The organism is Haematobacter massiliensis (genome assembly GCF_000740795.1).
Taxonomy (GTDB): domain Bacteria; phylum Pseudomonadota; class Alphaproteobacteria; order Rhodobacterales; family Rhodobacteraceae; genus Haematobacter; species Haematobacter massiliensis.
This window is the reverse complement of record NZ_JGYG01000002.1, coordinates 392,478-409,195: the sequence shown is the minus strand read 5'-3', so window position 1 is coordinate 409,195 and position 16,718 is coordinate 392,478. Positions and strand designations below refer to the sequence as shown.

Below are 16,718 nucleotides of genomic sequence, written 5' to 3'. Positions count from 1 at the left end.
TGACCCGAAAGGATCAGAACTTGTAGGACAGCTTCGCTTTCAGCGTGTAGCCGTCGATGTCAACGCGGCTGCCGTCGAAGTCGCTGTAGTCGTGGTAGAGAGCTTCCACACCGACGACCCAGTTGGTGTCGTAGAGGTAGTCAGCGCCCACACCGGCGACCCAGCCGTTGTCTTTGTAGTCATCGCGGCCAACCGTGAACTCGGTGCGCGACCAGCCGGCGGTGCCGTAGAACAGCCAGTTGGCGGGAGCGTAACCGACTTTCAGTTTGGCGGCATAGCTGTCGCCCTGGTCGATGCTGCTGCGGTCGGCATTGGTGCCGCTCACGTCGGAGAAGTCATAGGTGAGTTCACCACCGAGGACCCAGCCATTGGTGAAGCCGTAGTTGTAACCGGCGTGCAGACCGTAAACGGCGCCGTCGGAGTCACCCCAGCCGCGACCGGCGGAGAAATCGCCGTAGCCGACCTGAGCACCGCCGTAGAAGCCGGTCCACGGGGAAGCGATCGGTGCGACATAGGTCACGGGAGCCGGCGCCGGCTCGATAACCGGGGCGGCGACGTTGCCAGCGAAGGCCGCCGGGGCGGCGACGGCGCTAACCAGAGCTGCAAGAGCAAGTTTTTTCATTAGATATACTCCATCTCCTCGAACCGCGCTGAGGCGGCGTCCGACCGGGTTTATGTCCGATCGTTGCCGTGCCATCTATCGCCGCCGAAAGCGGTTTCAAAGGGGGGCTCACGCGAGCGTGAGCATTTTCTGCGAAGTGATGGATTTCTAAACGTTTATTTGGCCATTTTCGGCCCAGAATCGCTCACTTTTGCCGATTATCGTAATAAACTGCGACAGGTAGATGTATATAGAGCACAGTTCCATGAAATTATAATGACGCCTGCAAAAAGTCTTGCACATGACGTCAATCTTTCAGGGAAATTACCCTGACATTCTGTCCACGAGCGGTCAGCGCGATTTCGCCCCGGCATAGACGAAGAGCATCTTCGCCGAACACTTCGTTTCGCCAACCCTTGAGAGCCGGCACATCGCGGCGGCCCGCCGCAATCGCATCCAGGTCGGTCGCGGTGGCGATAAGCTTCTGCGCTACGCCTGCCTCCTCCGCCTTGGCCTTCACCAGCACCCGAAGCAGATCAGCCAAAGCGGGATTGACGTTCAGCTGCTCGCGGTTCTCCTCGATATGCGGAAGCTCTTCGGGCTTCCGGGCGAGTCCCTGGCGAACCGAGTCCAGAATTCCCTCCGCCACCTCACCCCGCCGCGCTTCACGCTGCAGGAGGCGGGAGCGTCCCAGCTCTTCCGCTGTCGTCGGCTTGGTGGAGGCCAGCTCCAGAAGCGCGTCATCCTTGTAGACACGCGACCGGGGAACGTTGTGGCCCTGAGCATATTCCTCCCGGAACCGCGCCAGCTCGCGCACCACGGCGAGAAACCGGCCCGAATTCGTCCGGGTCTTGACCCGCTGCCAGGCCTCATTGGGCCGTACGACATAGGTTTCCGGGTCAAGAAGAACGGCGATTTCCTCCTCCACCCATTTCTGCCGGCCAGTCTCGGCAAGCTGCCGCGCCAGCACCTCGTAGATCACCCTGAGATGGGTCACATCCGCAATCGCGTAGGTCTTCTGCGCAGGCGTAAGCGGCCGGCGGGACCAATCGGTGAAGCGCGAGGTCTTATCGAGCGACTCGTGCGCGATCTTGCGCACCAGCGTCTCGTAAGCGACCTGCTCGCCGAAGCCGCAGACCATGGCGGCGACCTGCGTATCGAACAGTGGCTTGGGCAGAACGTTGCCCTGAACGAAGAATATCTCCAGATCCTGCCGCGCGGCGTGAAACACCTTTATGATGCTTTCATCGCGGAAAAGCTCGTAGAGCGGCTCCATCGAAACTTCGCCCGCGATGGGATCTACCAGCACGGCCTCTCCGGTCTTGCCGGGAAGGGCCAACTGGACGAGGCAGAGCTTTGAATAATACGTTCGCTCGCGCAGGAACTCGGTATCGATGGCGATATAGGGCTGCCCCTTCGCCCGGTCGCAGAAAGCGGCCAGCTCTTCGGAAGTTGTGAGTGTCTTTACAGTGGTTTCGGGCAAGGACTCTGCCATCGCGAAAATTTGACTGCCCCTGCATAAGGAAAAGCCAGAAGAAAGAAAAGTCCCGGAAAGATTTATGCGTGCGCCGAGGGCGTCAGAGCCGTTCCGAGGTCTCCGCGAGCCTTACTGGAGAGCGGTCGCCCGCTGCATAACGGCGGAGCACTGCGGGGTAGAGCACATGCTCATGCCGCAGGACACGGGCCGCCAGCGTCTCGGGCGTATCGCCCGACAGGATGGGAACACGCGCCTGACCAAGTATGGGGCCGTCGTCCAGCACAGCCGTCACTTCATGCACGGTGCAGCCGGCCTCTTCGTCTCCCGCCGCGATGGCGCGCGCATGGGTGTGCAGGCCAGGATACTTCGGCAGGAGCGAGGGATGGATGTTGAGCATTCGCCCCTCGAACCGCTCAACGAAACCGGGGGTCAGCACCCGCATGAAGCCAGCAAGGCACAGGATATCCGGCTCCGCCGCCAGAATAGGCCCAAGCAGCTCCGCCTCGAAAGCCGACCGATCTCCCTTGAAGGCCCGGTGATCCACGGCGGCTGTCGGCACGCCAAGCTCTGCCGCACGCAGGAGCCCTTGGGCTCCCGGATCGTTGGACGCGACAAGCACGGGCCGCGCCGGATGATCCCCCGTCATGCTGCGGACAAGAGCCACCATGTTGGACCCCCCGCCCGAGACGAGGATCGCGACCCGTTTCACACCAGCGCGCCCCGGTAGCTCACGCCCTCGCCCGAAGTGACCGTCCCGAGGCGGAAGACAGTTTCACCACATCCTTCAAGGAGCGTGGTCAGCGCCTCCGCCCTGTCATCGGATACCGCGAGGATCATGCCGACGCCGCTGTTGAACGTGCGCAGAAGCTCCTCCCGCTCCATGCCCGACACCTCCGACAACCAACGGAAGACCGGCGGCAACGTCCAGGCGGAGAGGTCGATCTCCGCCCCCAGACCTTCGGGAAGCACGCGAGGCAGGTTCTCGGTGATCCCCCCGCCGGTGATATGCGCTGCGGCGTGCAGACCACCTGCCGTCCGCGCAGCAAGAACCTGCTTCACATAAAGCCGCGTCGGGGTCAGCAGCGCATCACCGAGAGTGCCCTCGCCAAAAGGCGAAGGATCGTCCCAATCCAGCCCGGACATCTCCACCACACGCCGAACCAGCGAATAGCCGTTCGAATGCACACCGGAGGAGGCGAGACCCAGAAGGACGTCGCCCTCCTTCACGCCCTGAGGCAAGTCATCCCCCCGCTCCATCGCCCCGACTGCGAAACCGGCGAGATCGAAATCGCCCCCGTGATACATGCCGGGCATCTCCGCCGTCTCACCCCCGATGAGCGCGCAACCGGAGGCAGCACATCCTTCGGCGATACCCTCGATGATGCGGGTCGCAGCCTCCAGCTCCAGCTTGCCGGTCGCGAAATAGTCGAGGAAGAACAGTGGCTCCGCCCCCTGACAGACGAGGTCGTTCACGCACATCGCGACCAGATCGATACCGATGGTGTCCACCCGGCCCGTGTCGATGGCAATGCGAAGCTTGGTACCCACCCCATCCGTCGCCGCGACCAGGATGGGGTCATTGTAGCCTGCACCCTTCAGATCGAAGAGCGCACCGAACCCGCCCAGTCCCGCCACGGTACCGGGCCTGTTGGTGCGTTTCGCCGCAGGCTTGATCCGCTCGACGAGCGCATTTCCAGCGGCGATATCCACGCCTGCCTCAGCATAGGTGAGACCGTTCCGCTTCTGCGGGTCTGTGGTCATCTGCGCCTCCGAGATTCGTCCGCGCGACCGATAGACGATACGCGGGCTTTCCACAACGCTTTCGGCTCAGTTGATGTTTGCGGGAACCGGGGAGCGGTCAAAGGGGTTTGTGGGCAGCAACTTTTTTCGGAGGGTAAGATGATCCTGAATGGAAAATCCGCTGTTTTTGGCGCCCTGCTGGCGCTTGGCATGACGGGCACCGCCTTTGCACAGGGCACGACCCAAGGCACGAGCCAGACTGCCGTTTCCGCTGCCGACAGCGCCGCACCCGGCCCTTATGCAGGTTGGCCGGTTCTGTCGAAGGAAGGGATCCCGGTCGGTCGCGTGACCTTCTCTCCCGAGGCGGTGGACGGGAAACTTCCGTTTATTGTGGTCTATGGTGAAGACGGCTCGAGCTTCCGCGTCACCAATGGCGTCGAAATGATCGGGCCTGATTCGATTGTGCTGACGATTTCCAAGTCAGTGATCGACAGTTCGGCGAGCGACAACTTCCGCAACATCGTCGTGCAATGACCGGATGGAGGGCGCGCCATGCCCCTCCCTTCCCCCTTGACCCGGACGAGCCTGCAACCTAGGCAGAGCGTGGCGGGCCTGTAGCTCAATGGTTAGAGCAGGGCGCTCATAACGCCTTGGTTGGGGGTTCGAGTCCCTCCGGGCCTACCACCCGCCTCAAGTAGGTTACCCCAGCAACCCATATCTCGCGGCCTTCGGCTCTAATCCGATGGCTTGAGCTTGATCAGTTCGCCTTTCCGAGAGTGAGGTCGATCCTCCAGAGTATACCGATGCCGCGGTGAGGCGAGGGGCGCGTCGCTCCCGATGACCCCTATCAGATCAACGCTTGCTGCCGGCCTCATCGACGATGCGGAACGCTGCGACTTATGATCTTGCCGCCAAAGAGGGAGTGAGGATCGGCGGAACATGCCGCCAGAAATGCGAGAGGGCTGAGGATGCCGGCCCCGCCACCTTCCCGCTACGCCCGATCCGAAACCAGTCAGCCGCTTGCGTCATCGGCAACACTCACCGCTGAGGCGTGAATGGGCGCGTCATGCTGAAAGACCACAGCTCGGCACTCCGGTGTAACACCGAAGTCAACTCGAGCTTTCGACAACAGCCAAGCTTCTGGATATGAACAGAAAATATGGTGCTGTGAGAGAGGATTGAACTCTCGACCTCTCCCTTACCAAGGGAGTGCTCTACCACTGAGCTACCACAGCAAACCAATCCGGGCGGGGTTCTTGGCCTCCCCGGGGTGGACGCCGGGTGATTAGTCGGAAATCCGCAGGGGTGCAAGGCCAAACTGGACGGATTGCGACACCTGCGATACAGACGGCACATGACCCGGCAAAACAGTGGCAAAGGCGGTGGAAAAGCCGCTACGGAACGCGAGGAGCGGTTGCGCGCGGCGCTCAGGGCGAATCTTGCCCGGCGCAAGGTGCAGGCGCGCGCGCGTGCCGCTTTGGAAACGGAAAACCCGCAGGACGCGGACGGTGACCAAACCGGCACAGACCGGCAGGAATGAGGCGAGCAATGGATTCGATCCTGATCACTGGCGGGACACCGCTGAACGGGGCTATCCCGATCGCGGGGGCAAAGAACGCTTGCCTGACGCTGATGCCGGCGACGCTGCTGTCGGATGAGCCGCTGACGCTCACCAATGCACCGCGGCTCTCGGATATACATACCATGACCGCTCTGCTGAAATCGCTGGGCGCAGAAGTCACCCAGTTGCAGGGGGGGCAGGTTCTGGCGCTCTCCTCTCACGACATCACCAATCTTACCGCGGATTATGAGATCGTGCGCAAGATGCGCGCCTCCATTCTCGTGCTGGGGCCGCTGGTCGCGCGGTATGGGCAAGCCGTCGTCTCCCTGCCGGGGGGCTGCGCCATCGGGGCACGGCCTGTCGATCTGCATCTGAAGGCGCTGGAGGCTCTTGGAGCGACCCTCGACCTGCGGGACGGCTATGTCCATGCCGAGGCACGGAATGGCTTGAAGGGCGCGCGGATAGATTTTCCGCTGGTCTCCGTGGGCGCTACGGAAAATGCGGTGCTGGCAGCCACTCTGGCGCGTGGCACGACGGTCATCACCAATGCGGCGCGGGAGCCAGAAATCGTCGACCTGGTCCATTGTCTTCGCCGCATGGGGGCGCGGATCGAGGGTGAGGGCAGTTCGACATTGACCATAGAGGGCGTGGACCGCCTCTCTGGCGCCACCCATCCTGTCGTGACCGACCGGATCGAACTCGGTACCTACATGCTCGCGCCGGCTATTACCGGCGGCACGGTTGAACTGCTCGGCGGACGGCTCGACCTTGTCGCCTCCTTTGCGGAGAGGCTGGACGCGGCGGGGATCGAGGTTCAGGAAACCCAGCGCGGTCTGACGGTGACCCGCAGGAACGGTCGTGCGCGCGCCGTGGATGTCACGACCGAGCCGTTCCCGGGTTTCCCCACAGACCTTCAGGCACAGATGATGGCCCTCCTCTGCACGGCGGAGGGAACGAGTGTGCTGGAGGAGCGGATCTTCGAGAATCGCTTCATGCATGCCCCCGAGCTTTCCCGGATGGGCGCCCGCATTTCCGTCCATGGCGGCACTGCAACCGTGACGGGCGTCGAGCGCCTGCGCGGCGCGCCGGTCATGGCGACCGACCTGCGCGCCTCGGTCTCGCTGATCCTGGCGGCTCTGGGTGCGGAGGGGGAGACGGTGGTCAGCCGGGTCTACCACCTCGACCGGGGATATGAGCGGGTGGAGGAAAAACTGCGCGCCTGCGGAGCCCGTATCGAACGCATCCGTGGGGAACTTCGTCGTGACGAGGCCGCAGAATGACCGACGCCCGCTTTGAAGACGGCGCGCCGCGCCAGCCCCTGAACCTCGCTGCAGTGGACGGCGAAGATGTGATGGTTATCTCGGCGCTGTTACAGGACTCGGTTCTGCCCGTGACGGAAATGCGCTGGCAGCCCGCTCAACGCCGCTTCGCGCTGCTCGCCAACCGTTTCCGCTGGGAAGACACCGCGACGACCGAAAAGGACAGCGCCCCGGAACGGGTGCAAAGCCTTCTCATCATCGAAGATGCGCTTCGGGTGGCGACACAGGGGCTGGATCGCGGAGACGCGGATGTCGTCCTGTCCCTTCTTACGCTTGCGTTCGAGCCTGCCGAGGATGGCGCCGGGCGGATTACCCTGACCTTCGCCGGTGACGGGGCAATCGCGATAGATGTGGAATGTATCAATCTGCGCCTGCGGGACGTGACCCGACCCTATCTTGCCCCGTCCAGGACAGTGCCGCGCCACGCCGACTGACCGCCCGAAACCCCAGCCGGTTGCCCTCGGGTCGACTGCTTCGGGGACGCTTCGGACGGTGGATCAAGGAGCGAGGGAACGGAGCTCGCTCCGCCTCCCGCGCGGTGTGGGAGTGGTCCTCGGTATTCCAGCCGTTTCCCCCAAGGCTGGCTAGCGGGCTCGCTGGGCTTACCGGGTGACGCTGCAGACTGACGCAGTCCCGAACAATTCTTGCAAGCGATGAAAAGGGCGGCCACCGACCGGTGCCGCCCTTCCCTGTCGAACCATCTGCGATCAGATCGCGCGTTCCACCATCATCTTCTTGATCTCGGCGATCGCCTTCGCCGGGTTCAAGCCCTTCGGGCAGGTCTTGGTGCAGTTCATGATCGTGTGGCAGCGGTAGAGCTTGAACGGGTCTTCCAGCCCGTCCAGACGCTCCCCCGTCGCCTCGTCGCGGCTGTCGATGATCCAGCGATAGGCATGGAGCAGCGCCGCCGGGCCGAGGTACTTGTCGCCGTTCCACCAGTAGCTCGGGCAGGAGGTGGAACAGGAGGCGCACATCACGCATTCATAAAGGCCGTCCAGCTTCTTGCGATCCTCGATCGACTGGCGCCATTCCTTCTGCGGCCGATTGGTCTTGGTCTCCAACCAGGGCATGATGGAGGCGTGCTGGGCATAGAACATGGTCAGATCCGGGATCAGGTCCTTCACCACCGGCATGTGCGGCAGCGGATAGATCTTCACCGTCTCGCCATGGACCTCATCCAAGCCGTAGACGCAGGCCAGCGTATTGATCCCACCGATGTTCATCGCACAGGAGCCGCAGATCCCCTCGCGGCAGGAGCGGCGGAAGGTGAGGGTCGGGTCGACCTCGTTCTTGATCTTGATGAGCGCGTCCAGAACCATCGGGCCGCACTTGTCCATGTCGAGGAAATAGGTATCGACGGACGGATTGAGCCCGTCATCCGGGTTCCAGCGGTAGATCTGGAACTTGCGGACATTCGTCGCGCCTTCCGGCTTGGGCCAGGTCTTGCCGGTGCGGATCTTGGAGTTCTTGGGAAGCGTCAACTGGACCATGATGTCCTACCTTGTCGTTGTCTTGCTGGCGCGGTGAAGCGGCCTTGCTTGCTCGAACGATGACACGGGCGCCCCGGTCATGGCGTAAGCTCATAATAGGGGCGGGTCGGATAAAGGCCGCCCGAACGCCGGACGACGCAGCTCGTATAGACCTCGTTCGGATCGCGTCCGCGGAGGTAGTCGGAGGTCACACTTATGCCGACGCTGGTGCCGGTAGAAACCCGCCGGCCATCCGTGCCCAGACCGAAAGCCACATGTCCGCGCGGGCGGACCGCGTCATAGGCCTGACCCGCGCACTGCCGTTCGGCGGCGTCGAGCGGGATCGGCCCGCAGGCCGCCAGCGCCGCCAGAAGCGGCAGCATGGCAACCGGGGGGGAGATCCCGCAACGCATCAGTAGACCCGCGCTTTCGGCGCGATCTTCTTCAGCGGAATGCCGCCTTCAGATTCAGGCGTCAGCGGGTCGAGGTGAACCGGTCGATAGTCCAGCGTCACCTTCGTCCCGTCAACCCAGGCAAGGCTGTGCTTGCGCCAGTTTGCGTCGTCCCGGTCAGGGTAATCCTCATGGGCATGGGCACCACGGGATTCCTTGCGCGCTTCCGCCCCCACGATGGTGGCCAGCGCGTTCGGCATCAGGTTGGCAAGCTCCAGCGTCTCCATCAGGTCGGAGTTCCAGACGAGGCTGCGATCCGTGACCTTGATGTCGGCCATCTTGGCCGCGACCCTGTCCATCTTCTCCACACCTTCGGCAAGCGTCTTGTCGGTGCGGAACACGGCGGCATCGGCTTGCATCGTGCGCTGCATCTCAAGCCGCAGATCGGCCGTCGGGACAGAACCGTTGGCGTGGCGAAAATGATCGAACCGATCGAGCGCCTTGTCGATCGAGGCCTTGTTGAGCGGCGGGTTCGCATCCTCGGGCTTCAGCAGTTCGCCCGCCCGGATCGCAGCAGCGCGCCCGAACACCACGAGGTCGATCAGCGAGTTCGACCCCAGCCGGTTCGCCCCGTGCACGGAGGCGCAGCCCGCCTCACCCACCGCCATCAGGCCGGGAAAGATTGCGTCGGGATTGTCCGGCGTCGGGTTGAGAACCTCTCCGTGATAGTTCGTGGGAATGCCGCCCATGTTATAGTGCACGGTCGGCAGAACCGGGATCGGCTCCTTCGTCACGTCCACACCCGCAAAAATGCGCGCCGATTCCGAAATACCCGGAAGCCGTTCGTGAAGCGTTTCCGGCGGCAGATGGTTGAGGTGGAGGAAGATGTGGTCCTTGTGCTCCCCGACGCCGCGACCCTCCCGGATTTCCAGCGTCATGCAGCGCGAGACCACGTCGCGCGAGGCCAGATCCTTGTAGGTCGGCGCATAGCGTTCCATGAACCGCTCGCCCTCGGAGTTGGTGAGGTAGCCGCCCTCGCCACGCGCGCCTTCGGTGATCAGGCAGCCGGAACCATAGATGCCGGTCGGGTGGAACTGCACGAACTCCATGTCCTGCAGCGGAAGGCCCGCGCGGGCCACCATCCCGCCGCCGTCGCCCGTGCAGGTATGCGCGGAAGTGGCGGAGAAGTAGGCGCGTCCGTAGCCCCCGGTGGCCAGCACGACCATCTTGGAAGAGAAGACGTGCATCGTGCCGTCATCAAGCTTCCATGCCAGCACGCCGACACATTGCTTGCCGTCTTCCGACATGATGAGGTCGATGGCGAAATACTCGATGAAGAATTCCGCCTTCTCCTTCAGCGACTGGCCATAGAGCGTGTGCAGGATGGCGTGCCCGGTGCGGTCTGCCGCGGCGCAGGTGCGCTGGACGGGCGGGCCTTCGCCGAATTCCGTCGTGTGGCCGCCAAAGGGGCGCTGGTAGATTTTGCCCTCTTCCGTGCGGGAGAAGGGGACACCGTAGTGCTCAAGCTCGTAAACCGCCTTGGGCGCCTGCCGAGCCAGGTACTCCATCGCGTCGGTGTCGCCGAGCCAGTCCGACCCTTTCACCGTGTCGTAGAGGTGCCACTGCCAGTTGTCCGGCCCCATGTTGGCAAGGCTGGCCGCGATGCCACCCTGTGCGGCGACGGTATGGGAACGCGTCGGGAAAACCTTGGTGATACACGCCGTGCGAAGCCCCTGCTCGGCCATGCCGAGCGTGGCGCGGAGCCCGGAGCCGCCCGCACCCACGACAACGACGTCATAGGTATGGGTCTCGTAAGGATAGGCTGCCATTCTTAGCTCCGTTGGCTCAAAGCGCGAGGCGGATCAGCGCGTAAACGCCCGCAGCCGCCGCGGCATAGCTGATGAAGGTGGAGAGCAGGATCAGGATCTTCCGCGCGTTGCCGTCGGTATAGTCCTCGATCATGATCTGCGCGCCTTCCTTGAAGTGGATCAGACCCACGATGAAGGTAAGGCCCGCAACGATCGCCGGGAAGGGACGCGCGTAATAGGCAGCGACTTCCGCATAGGGGCGACCGAGCATCGGGCCGAAAGTGAAGATGAAAAGCGGGATGAGGATCACGAGCGCCATGCCCTTGACCTGCATCTGCCAGTGGTGATGCGTGCCGGTCTTGGCGGAGCCGAGCCCTTCGGCCTGCTTGCGGGACGTCAGGTAACGCATGTCGTGCCTCAGACGATGATCAGGGTAATGAGGGTGAGGACGACCGTGCCCGCCAGCATTGCATAGCCGATCTTGTAGGCGGTCGGGATATCCATGCCACGGGTGGTGTTGTCCCACCACACATGCCGCAAGCCTGCGAGGAGATGGTACCACATCGCCGCCACCGACAGCGTCATGATCAGGTCACCGAACCATGAGGTAAGGAACCCGTTCGCCCGCTCATAGGCTTCCGGCCCGGACGCCAGTGCGACGAACCACCATACGATCAGCACGGCGGTGACGATCAGGCCATTGCCCGTGATCCGCGTCATGATCGAGGTGAACGCCGTCAACTGCGGGCGATAAATCTGAAGGTGGGGCGAAAGCGGGCGATTACCGCGCTCGACATCGGCCATGACGTTCTTCTCCGTACTGGCGGCCCGCGGGCCGCGCCGCCCGGGGTCTGGCTTTCCCAAGATGTGCGGACCGGTCAACCGGGCCTCATCCGGGCATGAATAGCCGATTTGCGGCCGGTGTCACGCCCATGCTGAACTCCGTTTCCCCTATTACGCAGCGAAGTGCCAGAAAAATCGCAGCTATGTGATCACGGCAAGGTTGCTGTGATCACATGTGGAGTCACAACGGTCCTCAATACTGGCCGAGCTTTATTTCGGGGCTGTAGTCTCCCGCTACGTCTTTAACGACTGCCTGACCGCAGCGCATTATGCCGTTTGTCCCGTCAAAGGCATAGGTCGGCCCGCCATGCAGTTCCCAGCCTGCGTTGAGGGCCGCCGTCACCTTGTGACAGAAGGCAGAGGTATCGTCATCGCTCAGAAATCTATACAGTTTCATGGTGTCCGTATCTCAACCGCGCGCGGCGATGATTGCCGCTCGCATCAGGATATCACGTGCCGTCGCCACATGAAGATTCTCAACGATCCTGCCGTCTAGCACCGCCACACCCCTGCCCCCCGACTCGGCCTCCTCCCAAGCGGCGATCTGCCGGGTGGCTAGGTCGATTTCTTCCGAAGACGGGGCAAAGATCGCGTTGGCGATGGCGAGTTGACCGGGATGGATTAGGGTCTTTCCATCGAAGCCCAGGTCCCGGCCCTGCTCACATTCCCACGTCAGGCCCTGCTCATCCCGGAAGGCATTATAGACCCCATCCAGACAGATTACCCCCGCCGCACGCGCTGCCAGAACAATGGCGCCGAGCGATGGCAACAGGGCGAGCCGGTCCGGACGGTCCTTGCTGCGGAGCTCCCGCGCGAGATCGTTCGTGCCGGCGATCAGGCCCGCCGTGGAGGGATGCGCCGCGATCGCCGCTGCATTGAGCACGCCGGCCGGCGTCTCGATCATCGCAAAGATTCGGGGGGAGTCGATTCGCTCCAGCACCTCCGGGCCAGAAACCTTTGGCAGAACGATACCGTCCAGCGGTACGCCCTCAAGCGCCGCGAGGTCTTCCGCACCCCATGGCGTATCCAGCCCGTTGATTCGGACAAGCCGCGTCCGGTCGCCGAAACCGCCCATTTCCAGAGCATTGGCGATGGATATACGCGCCGCCGCCTTGTCCGCTGGGGCGACCGCGTCTTCCAGATCGAAGATCAGGGCATCGGCTTCAAGCTCACGCGCCTTCTCAACGGCGCGCGCACGGCTGGCAGGCATGTAGAGCGCCGAGCGCCACGGGCGGGTCAGCAGGTCCATGGGTCATCTCCTCGCAGATCGGCGCCACGATGCGGTAAGACCAGCCGCTCCGCAACCCGCGTCAGCCGTGAAGCCCCTGCCAGATCAACCGCAGCGAGATGAGCAGCAGGGCCCATGTGACGAGCCGGTAGAACAGGGCGGTCGGGATTATCTTCACCAGCTTCACGCCAAAGAACACCGCGGCCGCAGCGGGCAGCAGAAGCACGGCGGCGATATGCAGGTTCTCGCCCGAAAGCTGGCCGAGCAGATAATAGGGGACGAGCTTGATCGCGTTGACATAGGCGAAGAGCACCGTCGTCGTGCCTGCGAACACCGCCTTCGGCAGGCCGAGCGGCTGGACATAGACCTGATAGGGCGGCGCGCCCGCATGGCTGACAAAACTGGTGAAACCGGTGAGCAGCCCCCAGAACAAGCCGGGGCCCGTCCGCGCGGGCCGGGCGACCGGGGTCGCGGCCCGCCGCAGCAGCATCGACCCCGCAAAGGCCGCTCCGATCAGCCCGATCAACAGGGTGACGATCCACTCCGGCACGATGCTTGCCGTTGCGCCCCCGAGCGCGACGCCGAACGTGGCCCCAACGGCCAGAAGCGTGACCACCCGTCGGTCGAAGGCGCGGCGATAGGCCCAGAGCCCGAACATGTCGGAAACCACGAACACCGGCAGCAGCACCCCCGCCGCCATGACAGGCGGCAAGACCAGTGCCAGAATGGGAACACCAAGCATTCCGACAACCGGCAGCCCGCCCTTGCTCATGCCCACGAGCATGGAGGCCAGCACCGCCAGCGCCCAGAATCCCGGCCCATATTGTGCGATGATCGACATTCTCTGCCCCCTTTCCGTCCGCTTTAGCGCAAACGGTATGCGCCGCAAGCTTGCGCGAGGGGGCCGGAGGGCTTACCCATCGCGCCGTCAACAACCGTTTGGAGACAATTCCATGGCCAGACCCAAGATCGCGCTCATCGGCGCGGGGCAGATCGGCGGAACGCTCGCCCATCTCGCCGCGATGAAAGAACTCGGTGACGTCGTCCTGTTCGACATCGCGGAAGGCACCCCGCAGGGCAAGGCGCTCGACATCGCGGAATCCGGCCCCTCCGAAGGGTTCGACGCGGTGCTCAAAGGCACCAATACCTATGAAGACATCGCAGGTGCCGATGTCTGCATCGTGACCGCCGGCGTGCCGCGCAAGCCGGGCATGAGCCGCGACGACCTGCTGGGCATCAACCTCAAGGTGATGAAATCGGTCGGCGAAGGCATCGCGAAATATGCGCCGAACGCCTTCGTGATCTGCATCACCAACCCGCTCGACGCGATGGTCTGGGCGCTGCGCGAATTCTCGGGCCTGCCGCACGAGAAGGTCGTGGGGATGGCTGGCGTGCTCGATTCGGCGCGCTTCCGGCACTTCCTGTCGCTGGAATTCAACGTCTCCATGCGTGACGTGACGGCCTTCGTTCTGGGCGGCCATGGCGATACGATGGTTCCCCTTGCCCGCTACTCCACCGTTGCCGGCATCCCGCTGCCCGACCTGGTGGAGATGGGCTGGACCACGCAGGAGAAGCTTGACGCGATCATTCAGCGCACCCGTGACGGTGGCGCGGAAATCGTCGGCCTGCTGAAAACCGGGTCTGCCTTCTACGCTCCCGCGACCTCGGCGATCGAGATGGCCGAAGCCTATCTGAAAGATCAGAAGCGCCTGCTGCCCTGCGCTGCCTATGTCGACGGCGCCTTTGGTCTGGACGGGTTCTACGTCGGCGTGCCGACGGTGATCGGCAAGGACGGGATCGAGAAGATCGTGGACATCAAGCTCACCGCCGATGAACAGGTGATGTTCGACAAGTCGGTGGATGCTGTGAAGGGTCTCGTGGCGGCCTGCAAGAATATCGACAGCTCGCTGGCCTGATAGCCTCAACATCGGATGGCCGCTTTCGACTCACGTCGGAGGCGGCCATCTGCATTTTGTGATCACACGATTTTTTGTTGTGATCACATAAGGCGGATTTTGGCTCGCGGCTCGCGGGTTCCCAAGCCTTTCCCTTTCCCCTGCCGGCAGATCGTGCCAAAAGACCGCCCAGTCGGCCCGGTTCGACGACCGGGACGGGAGAGGACCGAACTCAGCAGAGGAACCGGTGAGAGAATGAACATCCACGAATATCAGGCCAAGAAGCTCCTGCGCGACTACGGCGTGCCGGTCTCCGACGGCCGCGCCGTGTTGAAGGCCGAAGACGCGAAGACCGCCGCAGGCGAACTGGGCGGACCGCTCTGGGTCGTCAAGGCGCAGATTCACGCGGGCGGCCGCGGCAAGGGCAAGTTCAAGGAGCCGGAAGCCGGCGAAAAGGGCGGCGTCCGTCTGGCCAAGTCGGTCGAGGAAGCGGCCGAACTCGCCAAGCAGATGCTGGGCCGCACGCTGGTCACGCATCAGACCGGCCCCGCCGGCAAGCAGGTCAACCGCATCTATATCGAGGATGGCTCCGACATCAGCCGTGAGCTTTACCTCGCGCTGCTGGTGGACCGGGTGACCTCCCGCGTGTCCTTCGTCGTCTCCACCGAGGGCGGCATGGACATCGAGGAAGTGGCCGCCTCCACCCCCGAGAAGATCCTGTCCTTCTCCGTAGACCCCGCGACCGGCATCCAGCCGTTCCACGGTCGCAAGGTAGCCTTTGCGCTCGGTCTGGAAGGCAAGCAGGTCAAGCAATGCGTGGACTTGATCGGCAAGCTCTACAAGCTCTTCGTCGACAAGGACGCGGAGATGGTGGAGATCAACCCGCTGATCGTGACCACCGACGGCGACATGAAGGCGCTGGATGCGAAAGTGGGCTTCGACAACAACGCCCTCTACCGCCATGCCGACATCCTCGCACTGCGTGACGAGACGGAGGAGGATCCGAAGGAACTCGCCGCCTCCAAATACGATCTGAACTACATCGCGCTCGACGGTGAGATCGGCTGCATGGTCAACGGCGCGGGCCTTGCCATGGCGACGATGGACATCATCAAGCTCTATGGCGCGGAACCGGCGAACTTCCTCGACGTGGGCGGCGGTGCGACGAAGGAGAAGGTGACGGAAGCCTTCAAGATCATCACCTCCGATCCGAACGTCAAAGGCATCCTCGTCAACATCTTCGGCGGGATCATGCGCTGCGACATCATCGCCGAAGGCATCATTGCCGCGGTGAAGGAAGTGGGCCTGCAGGTTCCGCTGGTCGTGCGGCTTGAAGGCACCAACGTGGAACTTGGCAAGGAGATCATCGCGAACTCCGGGCTGAACGTGATCGCTGCCGACGATCTGAGCGACGCTGCTCAGAAGATCGTGAAAGCGGTGAAGGGGTAAGGAATGTCCGTTCTCGTCAACAAAGACACCAAGGTTATCTGCCAGGGGATCACCGGGTCCCAAGGCACCTTCCACACCGAGCAGGCCATCGCCTATGGCACGCGGATGGTTGGCGGCGTGACGCCGGGCAAGGGCGGCACCGAGCATCTCGGCCTGCCGGTCTACAACTCGGTTCTGGAAGCGAAGGAAAAGACCGGAGCAGACGCCTCCGTGATCTATGTTCCGCCGCCCTTTGCCGCCGATTCGATTCTCGAAGCCATCGACGCGGAAATCCCGCTGATCGTTGCGATCACCGAGGGGATCCCGGTGCTCGACATGATGAAGGTGAAGCGCGCGCTCGCCAACAGCAAGTCGCGCCTCATCGGGCCGAACTGCCCGGGCATCATGACGCCGGGCGAGTGCAAGATCGGCATCATGCCGGGCAACATCTTCAAGCGCGGCTCGGTGGGCGTCGTCTCCCGCTCCGGCACGCTGACCTACGAGGCGGTCAAGCAGACCTCCGACGTGGGCCTGGGCCAGTCCTCGGCCGTGGGCATCGGCGGCGACCCGATCAAGGGGCTTGAGCACATCGACGTGCTGGAAATGTTCCTTGCCGACCCCGAAACTGAGTCCATCATCATGATCGGTGAGATCGGTGGTTCCGCCGAGGAGGACGCCGCGCAGTTTCTCGCCGACGAGAAGAAGAAAGGCCGCTGGAAGCCGACCGCCGGGTTCATCGCCGGGCGCACCGCTCCGAAAGGCCGCCGCATGGGTCATGCCGGTGCGATCGTCTCCGGTGGCAAGGGCGATGCGGAATCGAAAATCGAGGCGATGAAGTCTGCGGGCGTCATCGTTGCCGACAGCCCCGCCGGTCTCGGTGAGGCCGTGCTGAAGGCCATGGGCAAGTAACGCCCCCTCGCGGGGCCGGCCCACGGCCCCGCCTGCGCCCCGGAAGGG

Annotated in this window: 19 protein-coding genes and 2 tRNA genes; 8 read left to right on the top strand and 13 right to left on the bottom strand. The window is 63.3% G+C overall.

The window, feature by feature from the left end:
- Nucleotides 1-13: 13 nt before the first annotated feature.
- From CN97_RS05070 to purM, 4 genes are all read right to left on the bottom strand, one after another.
- Nucleotides 14-622 carry an outer membrane protein gene (locus CN97_RS05070; protein ID WP_035707987.1) on the bottom strand — a complete coding sequence of 203 codons (609 nt, stop codon included), beginning with the start codon at nucleotides 620-622 and terminating at the stop codon, nucleotides 14-16.
- Between the two features lie 286 nt (nucleotides 623-908).
- Complete coding sequence (rnd, locus tag CN97_RS05065; RefSeq protein ID WP_242685211.1) at nucleotides 909-2,084, bottom strand: ribonuclease D; 1,176 nt, start codon at nucleotides 2,082-2,084, stop codon at nucleotides 909-911.
- 94 nt (nucleotides 2,085-2,178) lie between these two features.
- Complete coding sequence (gene purN, locus CN97_RS05060; RefSeq protein ID WP_035707980.1) at nucleotides 2,179-2,787, bottom strand: phosphoribosylglycinamide formyltransferase; 609 nt, start codon at nucleotides 2,785-2,787, stop codon at nucleotides 2,179-2,181.
- Nucleotides 2,784-3,839 carry a phosphoribosylformylglycinamidine cyclo-ligase gene (gene purM, locus CN97_RS05055; RefSeq protein ID WP_035707977.1) on the bottom strand — a complete coding sequence of 352 codons (1,056 nt, stop codon included), beginning with the start codon at nucleotides 3,837-3,839 and terminating at the stop codon, nucleotides 2,784-2,786. Before purM ends, purN begins: the two co-directional genes overlap by 4 nt.
- A gap of 138 nt (nucleotides 3,840-3,977) precedes the next feature.
- Here purM and CN97_RS05050 point away from each other — a divergent pair, with 138 nt between their 5' ends.
- Together CN97_RS05050 and CN97_RS05045 are read left to right on the top strand one after the other, a co-directional pair.
- Nucleotides 3,978-4,352, top strand: coding sequence for a hypothetical protein (locus CN97_RS05050; RefSeq protein WP_035707973.1), 375 nt, complete (start codon nucleotides 3,978-3,980; stop codon nucleotides 4,350-4,352).
- A gap of 74 nt (nucleotides 4,353-4,426) precedes the next feature.
- A tRNA-Ile gene (locus CN97_RS05045) sits at nucleotides 4,427-4,502 on the top strand.
- 476 nt (nucleotides 4,503-4,978) lie between these two features.
- Here CN97_RS05045 and CN97_RS05040 read toward each other — a convergent pair.
- Nucleotides 4,979-5,053, bottom strand: a tRNA-Thr gene (locus CN97_RS05040).
- Nucleotides 5,054-5,172: 119 nt separating this feature from the next.
- On the opposite strand from CN97_RS05040, the gene CN97_RS20875 reads away from it, so the two are divergent.
- Genes CN97_RS20875 through CN97_RS05030 form a run of 3 tightly spaced genes read left to right on the top strand, consistent with a single transcriptional unit; the run spans nucleotide 5,173 to nucleotide 7,132 of the window.
- Complete coding sequence (locus CN97_RS20875; protein WP_088217213.1) at nucleotides 5,173-5,358, top strand: hypothetical protein; 186 nt, start codon at nucleotides 5,173-5,175, stop codon at nucleotides 5,356-5,358.
- Nucleotides 5,359-5,366: 8 nt separating this feature from the next.
- Nucleotides 5,367-6,659: a UDP-N-acetylglucosamine 1-carboxyvinyltransferase gene (murA, locus tag CN97_RS05035; RefSeq protein ID WP_035707970.1), complete on the top strand. Its 1,293-nt coding sequence runs from the start codon at nucleotides 5,367-5,369 to the stop codon at nucleotides 6,657-6,659.
- Nucleotides 6,656-7,132: a DUF2948 family protein gene (locus CN97_RS05030; RefSeq protein WP_035707967.1), complete on the top strand. Its 477-nt coding sequence runs from the start codon at nucleotides 6,656-6,658 to the stop codon at nucleotides 7,130-7,132. The genes murA and CN97_RS05030 overlap by 4 nt, the downstream gene beginning before the upstream one ends.
- A 273-nt stretch (nucleotides 7,133-7,405) precedes the next feature.
- Here the strand turns inward: CN97_RS05030 and CN97_RS05025 are convergent, their stop codons facing one another.
- The 8 genes from CN97_RS05025 to CN97_RS04990 all read right to left on the bottom strand — a co-directional run bounded on the left by CN97_RS05025 (nucleotide 7,406) and on the right by CN97_RS04990 (nucleotide 13,279).
- Nucleotides 7,406-8,188, bottom strand: a complete 783-nt coding sequence (locus tag CN97_RS05025; RefSeq protein ID WP_035707964.1) for a succinate dehydrogenase iron-sulfur subunit — start codon at nucleotides 8,186-8,188, stop codon at nucleotides 7,406-7,408.
- Nucleotides 8,189-8,265: 77 nt separating this feature from the next.
- Nucleotides 8,266-8,580 (bottom strand): hypothetical protein, encoded by a 315-nt coding sequence (locus tag CN97_RS05020; protein ID WP_051910968.1) that lies wholly within the window; start codon nucleotides 8,578-8,580, stop codon nucleotides 8,266-8,268.
- A complete protein-coding gene (gene sdhA / locus CN97_RS05015; protein WP_035707960.1) occupies nucleotides 8,580-10,388 on the bottom strand; it encodes a succinate dehydrogenase flavoprotein subunit in 1,809 nt (602 codons plus the stop codon). Before sdhA ends, CN97_RS05020 begins: the two co-directional genes overlap by 1 nt.
- A 16-nt stretch (nucleotides 10,389-10,404) precedes the next feature.
- Nucleotides 10,405-10,776: a succinate dehydrogenase, hydrophobic membrane anchor protein gene (gene sdhD, locus CN97_RS05010; protein WP_035707957.1), complete on the bottom strand. Its 372-nt coding sequence runs from the start codon at nucleotides 10,774-10,776 to the stop codon at nucleotides 10,405-10,407.
- A gap of 8 nt (nucleotides 10,777-10,784) precedes the next feature.
- Nucleotides 10,785-11,171, bottom strand: coding sequence for a succinate dehydrogenase, cytochrome b556 subunit (sdhC, locus tag CN97_RS05005; RefSeq protein WP_035707954.1), 387 nt, complete (start codon nucleotides 11,169-11,171; stop codon nucleotides 10,785-10,787).
- A 232-nt stretch (nucleotides 11,172-11,403) separates the two neighbouring features.
- Complete coding sequence (locus CN97_RS05000; RefSeq protein ID WP_035707951.1) at nucleotides 11,404-11,607, bottom strand: DUF1737 domain-containing protein; 204 nt, start codon at nucleotides 11,605-11,607, stop codon at nucleotides 11,404-11,406.
- A 12-nt stretch (nucleotides 11,608-11,619) separates the two neighbouring features.
- Complete coding sequence (locus CN97_RS04995) at nucleotides 11,620-12,459, bottom strand: HpcH/HpaI aldolase/citrate lyase family protein (protein ID WP_035707948.1); 840 nt, start codon at nucleotides 12,457-12,459, stop codon at nucleotides 11,620-11,622.
- Nucleotides 12,460-12,520: 61 nt separating this feature from the next.
- Nucleotides 12,521-13,279 carry a sulfite exporter TauE/SafE family protein gene (locus tag CN97_RS04990; protein WP_035707944.1) on the bottom strand — a complete coding sequence of 253 codons (759 nt, stop codon included), beginning with the start codon at nucleotides 13,277-13,279 and terminating at the stop codon, nucleotides 12,521-12,523.
- Nucleotides 13,280-13,391: 112 nt separating this feature from the next.
- Between CN97_RS04990 and mdh the strand changes: the two genes are divergently transcribed.
- The 3 genes from mdh to sucD all read left to right on the top strand — a co-directional run bounded on the left by mdh (nucleotide 13,392) and on the right by sucD (nucleotide 16,670).
- Complete coding sequence (mdh, locus tag CN97_RS04985; protein ID WP_035707941.1) at nucleotides 13,392-14,354, top strand: malate dehydrogenase; 963 nt, start codon at nucleotides 13,392-13,394, stop codon at nucleotides 14,352-14,354.
- 234 nt (nucleotides 14,355-14,588) lie between these two features.
- The gene (gene sucC, locus CN97_RS04980) at nucleotides 14,589-15,782 is read left to right on the top strand and encodes an ADP-forming succinate--CoA ligase subunit beta (protein ID WP_035707940.1); all 1,194 of its coding nucleotides are present in this window, start codon (nucleotides 14,589-14,591) and stop codon (nucleotides 15,780-15,782) included.
- A 3-nt stretch (nucleotides 15,783-15,785) separates the two neighbouring features.
- The gene (gene sucD, locus CN97_RS04975) at nucleotides 15,786-16,670 is read left to right on the top strand and encodes a succinate--CoA ligase subunit alpha (RefSeq protein ID WP_035707938.1); all 885 of its coding nucleotides are present in this window, start codon (nucleotides 15,786-15,788) and stop codon (nucleotides 16,668-16,670) included.
- The last annotated feature ends 48 nt before the right edge of the window (nucleotides 16,671-16,718 follow it).

Coding starts and splice junctions, on each gene's coding strand:
- CN97_RS05070 (WP_035707987.1), bottom strand. CDS start 622: ATGAAAAAACTTGCTCTTGCAGCTCTGGTTAGCGCCGTCGCCGCCCCG.
- purM (WP_035707977.1), bottom strand. CDS start 3,839: ATGACCACAGACCCGCAGAAGCGGAACGGTCTCACCTATGCTGAGGCA.
- CN97_RS05050 (WP_035707973.1), top strand. CDS start 3,978: ATGATCCTGAATGGAAAATCCGCTGTTTTTGGCGCCCTGCTGGCGCTT.
- CN97_RS20875 (WP_088217213.1), top strand. CDS start 5,173: ATGACCCGGCAAAACAGTGGCAAAGGCGGTGGAAAAGCCGCTACGGAA.
- murA (WP_035707970.1), top strand. CDS start 5,367: ATGGATTCGATCCTGATCACTGGCGGGACACCGCTGAACGGGGCTATC.
- CN97_RS05030 (WP_035707967.1), top strand. CDS start 6,656: ATGACCGACGCCCGCTTTGAAGACGGCGCGCCGCGCCAGCCCCTGAAC.
- CN97_RS05025 (WP_035707964.1), bottom strand. CDS start 8,188: ATGGTCCAGTTGACGCTTCCCAAGAACTCCAAGATCCGCACCGGCAAG.
- CN97_RS05020 (WP_051910968.1), bottom strand. CDS start 8,580: ATGCGTTGCGGGATCTCCCCCCCGGTTGCCATGCTGCCGCTTCTGGCG.
- sdhA (WP_035707960.1), bottom strand. CDS start 10,388: ATGGCAGCCTATCCTTACGAGACCCATACCTATGACGTCGTTGTCGTG.
- sdhD (WP_035707957.1), bottom strand. CDS start 10,776: ATGCGTTACCTGACGTCCCGCAAGCAGGCCGAAGGGCTCGGCTCCGCC.
- sdhC (WP_035707954.1), bottom strand. CDS start 11,171: ATGGCCGATGTCGAGCGCGGTAATCGCCCGCTTTCGCCCCACCTTCAG.
- CN97_RS05000 (WP_035707951.1), bottom strand. CDS start 11,607: ATGAAACTGTATAGATTTCTGAGCGATGACGATACCTCTGCCTTCTGT.
- CN97_RS04995 (WP_035707948.1), bottom strand. CDS start 12,459: ATGGACCTGCTGACCCGCCCGTGGCGCTCGGCGCTCTACATGCCTGCC.
- CN97_RS04990 (WP_035707944.1), bottom strand. CDS start 13,279: ATGTCGATCATCGCACAATATGGGCCGGGATTCTGGGCGCTGGCGGTG.
- mdh (WP_035707941.1), top strand. CDS start 13,392: ATGGCCAGACCCAAGATCGCGCTCATCGGCGCGGGGCAGATCGGCGGA.
- sucC (WP_035707940.1), top strand. CDS start 14,589: ATGAACATCCACGAATATCAGGCCAAGAAGCTCCTGCGCGACTACGGC.
- sucD (WP_035707938.1), top strand. CDS start 15,786: ATGTCCGTTCTCGTCAACAAAGACACCAAGGTTATCTGCCAGGGGATC.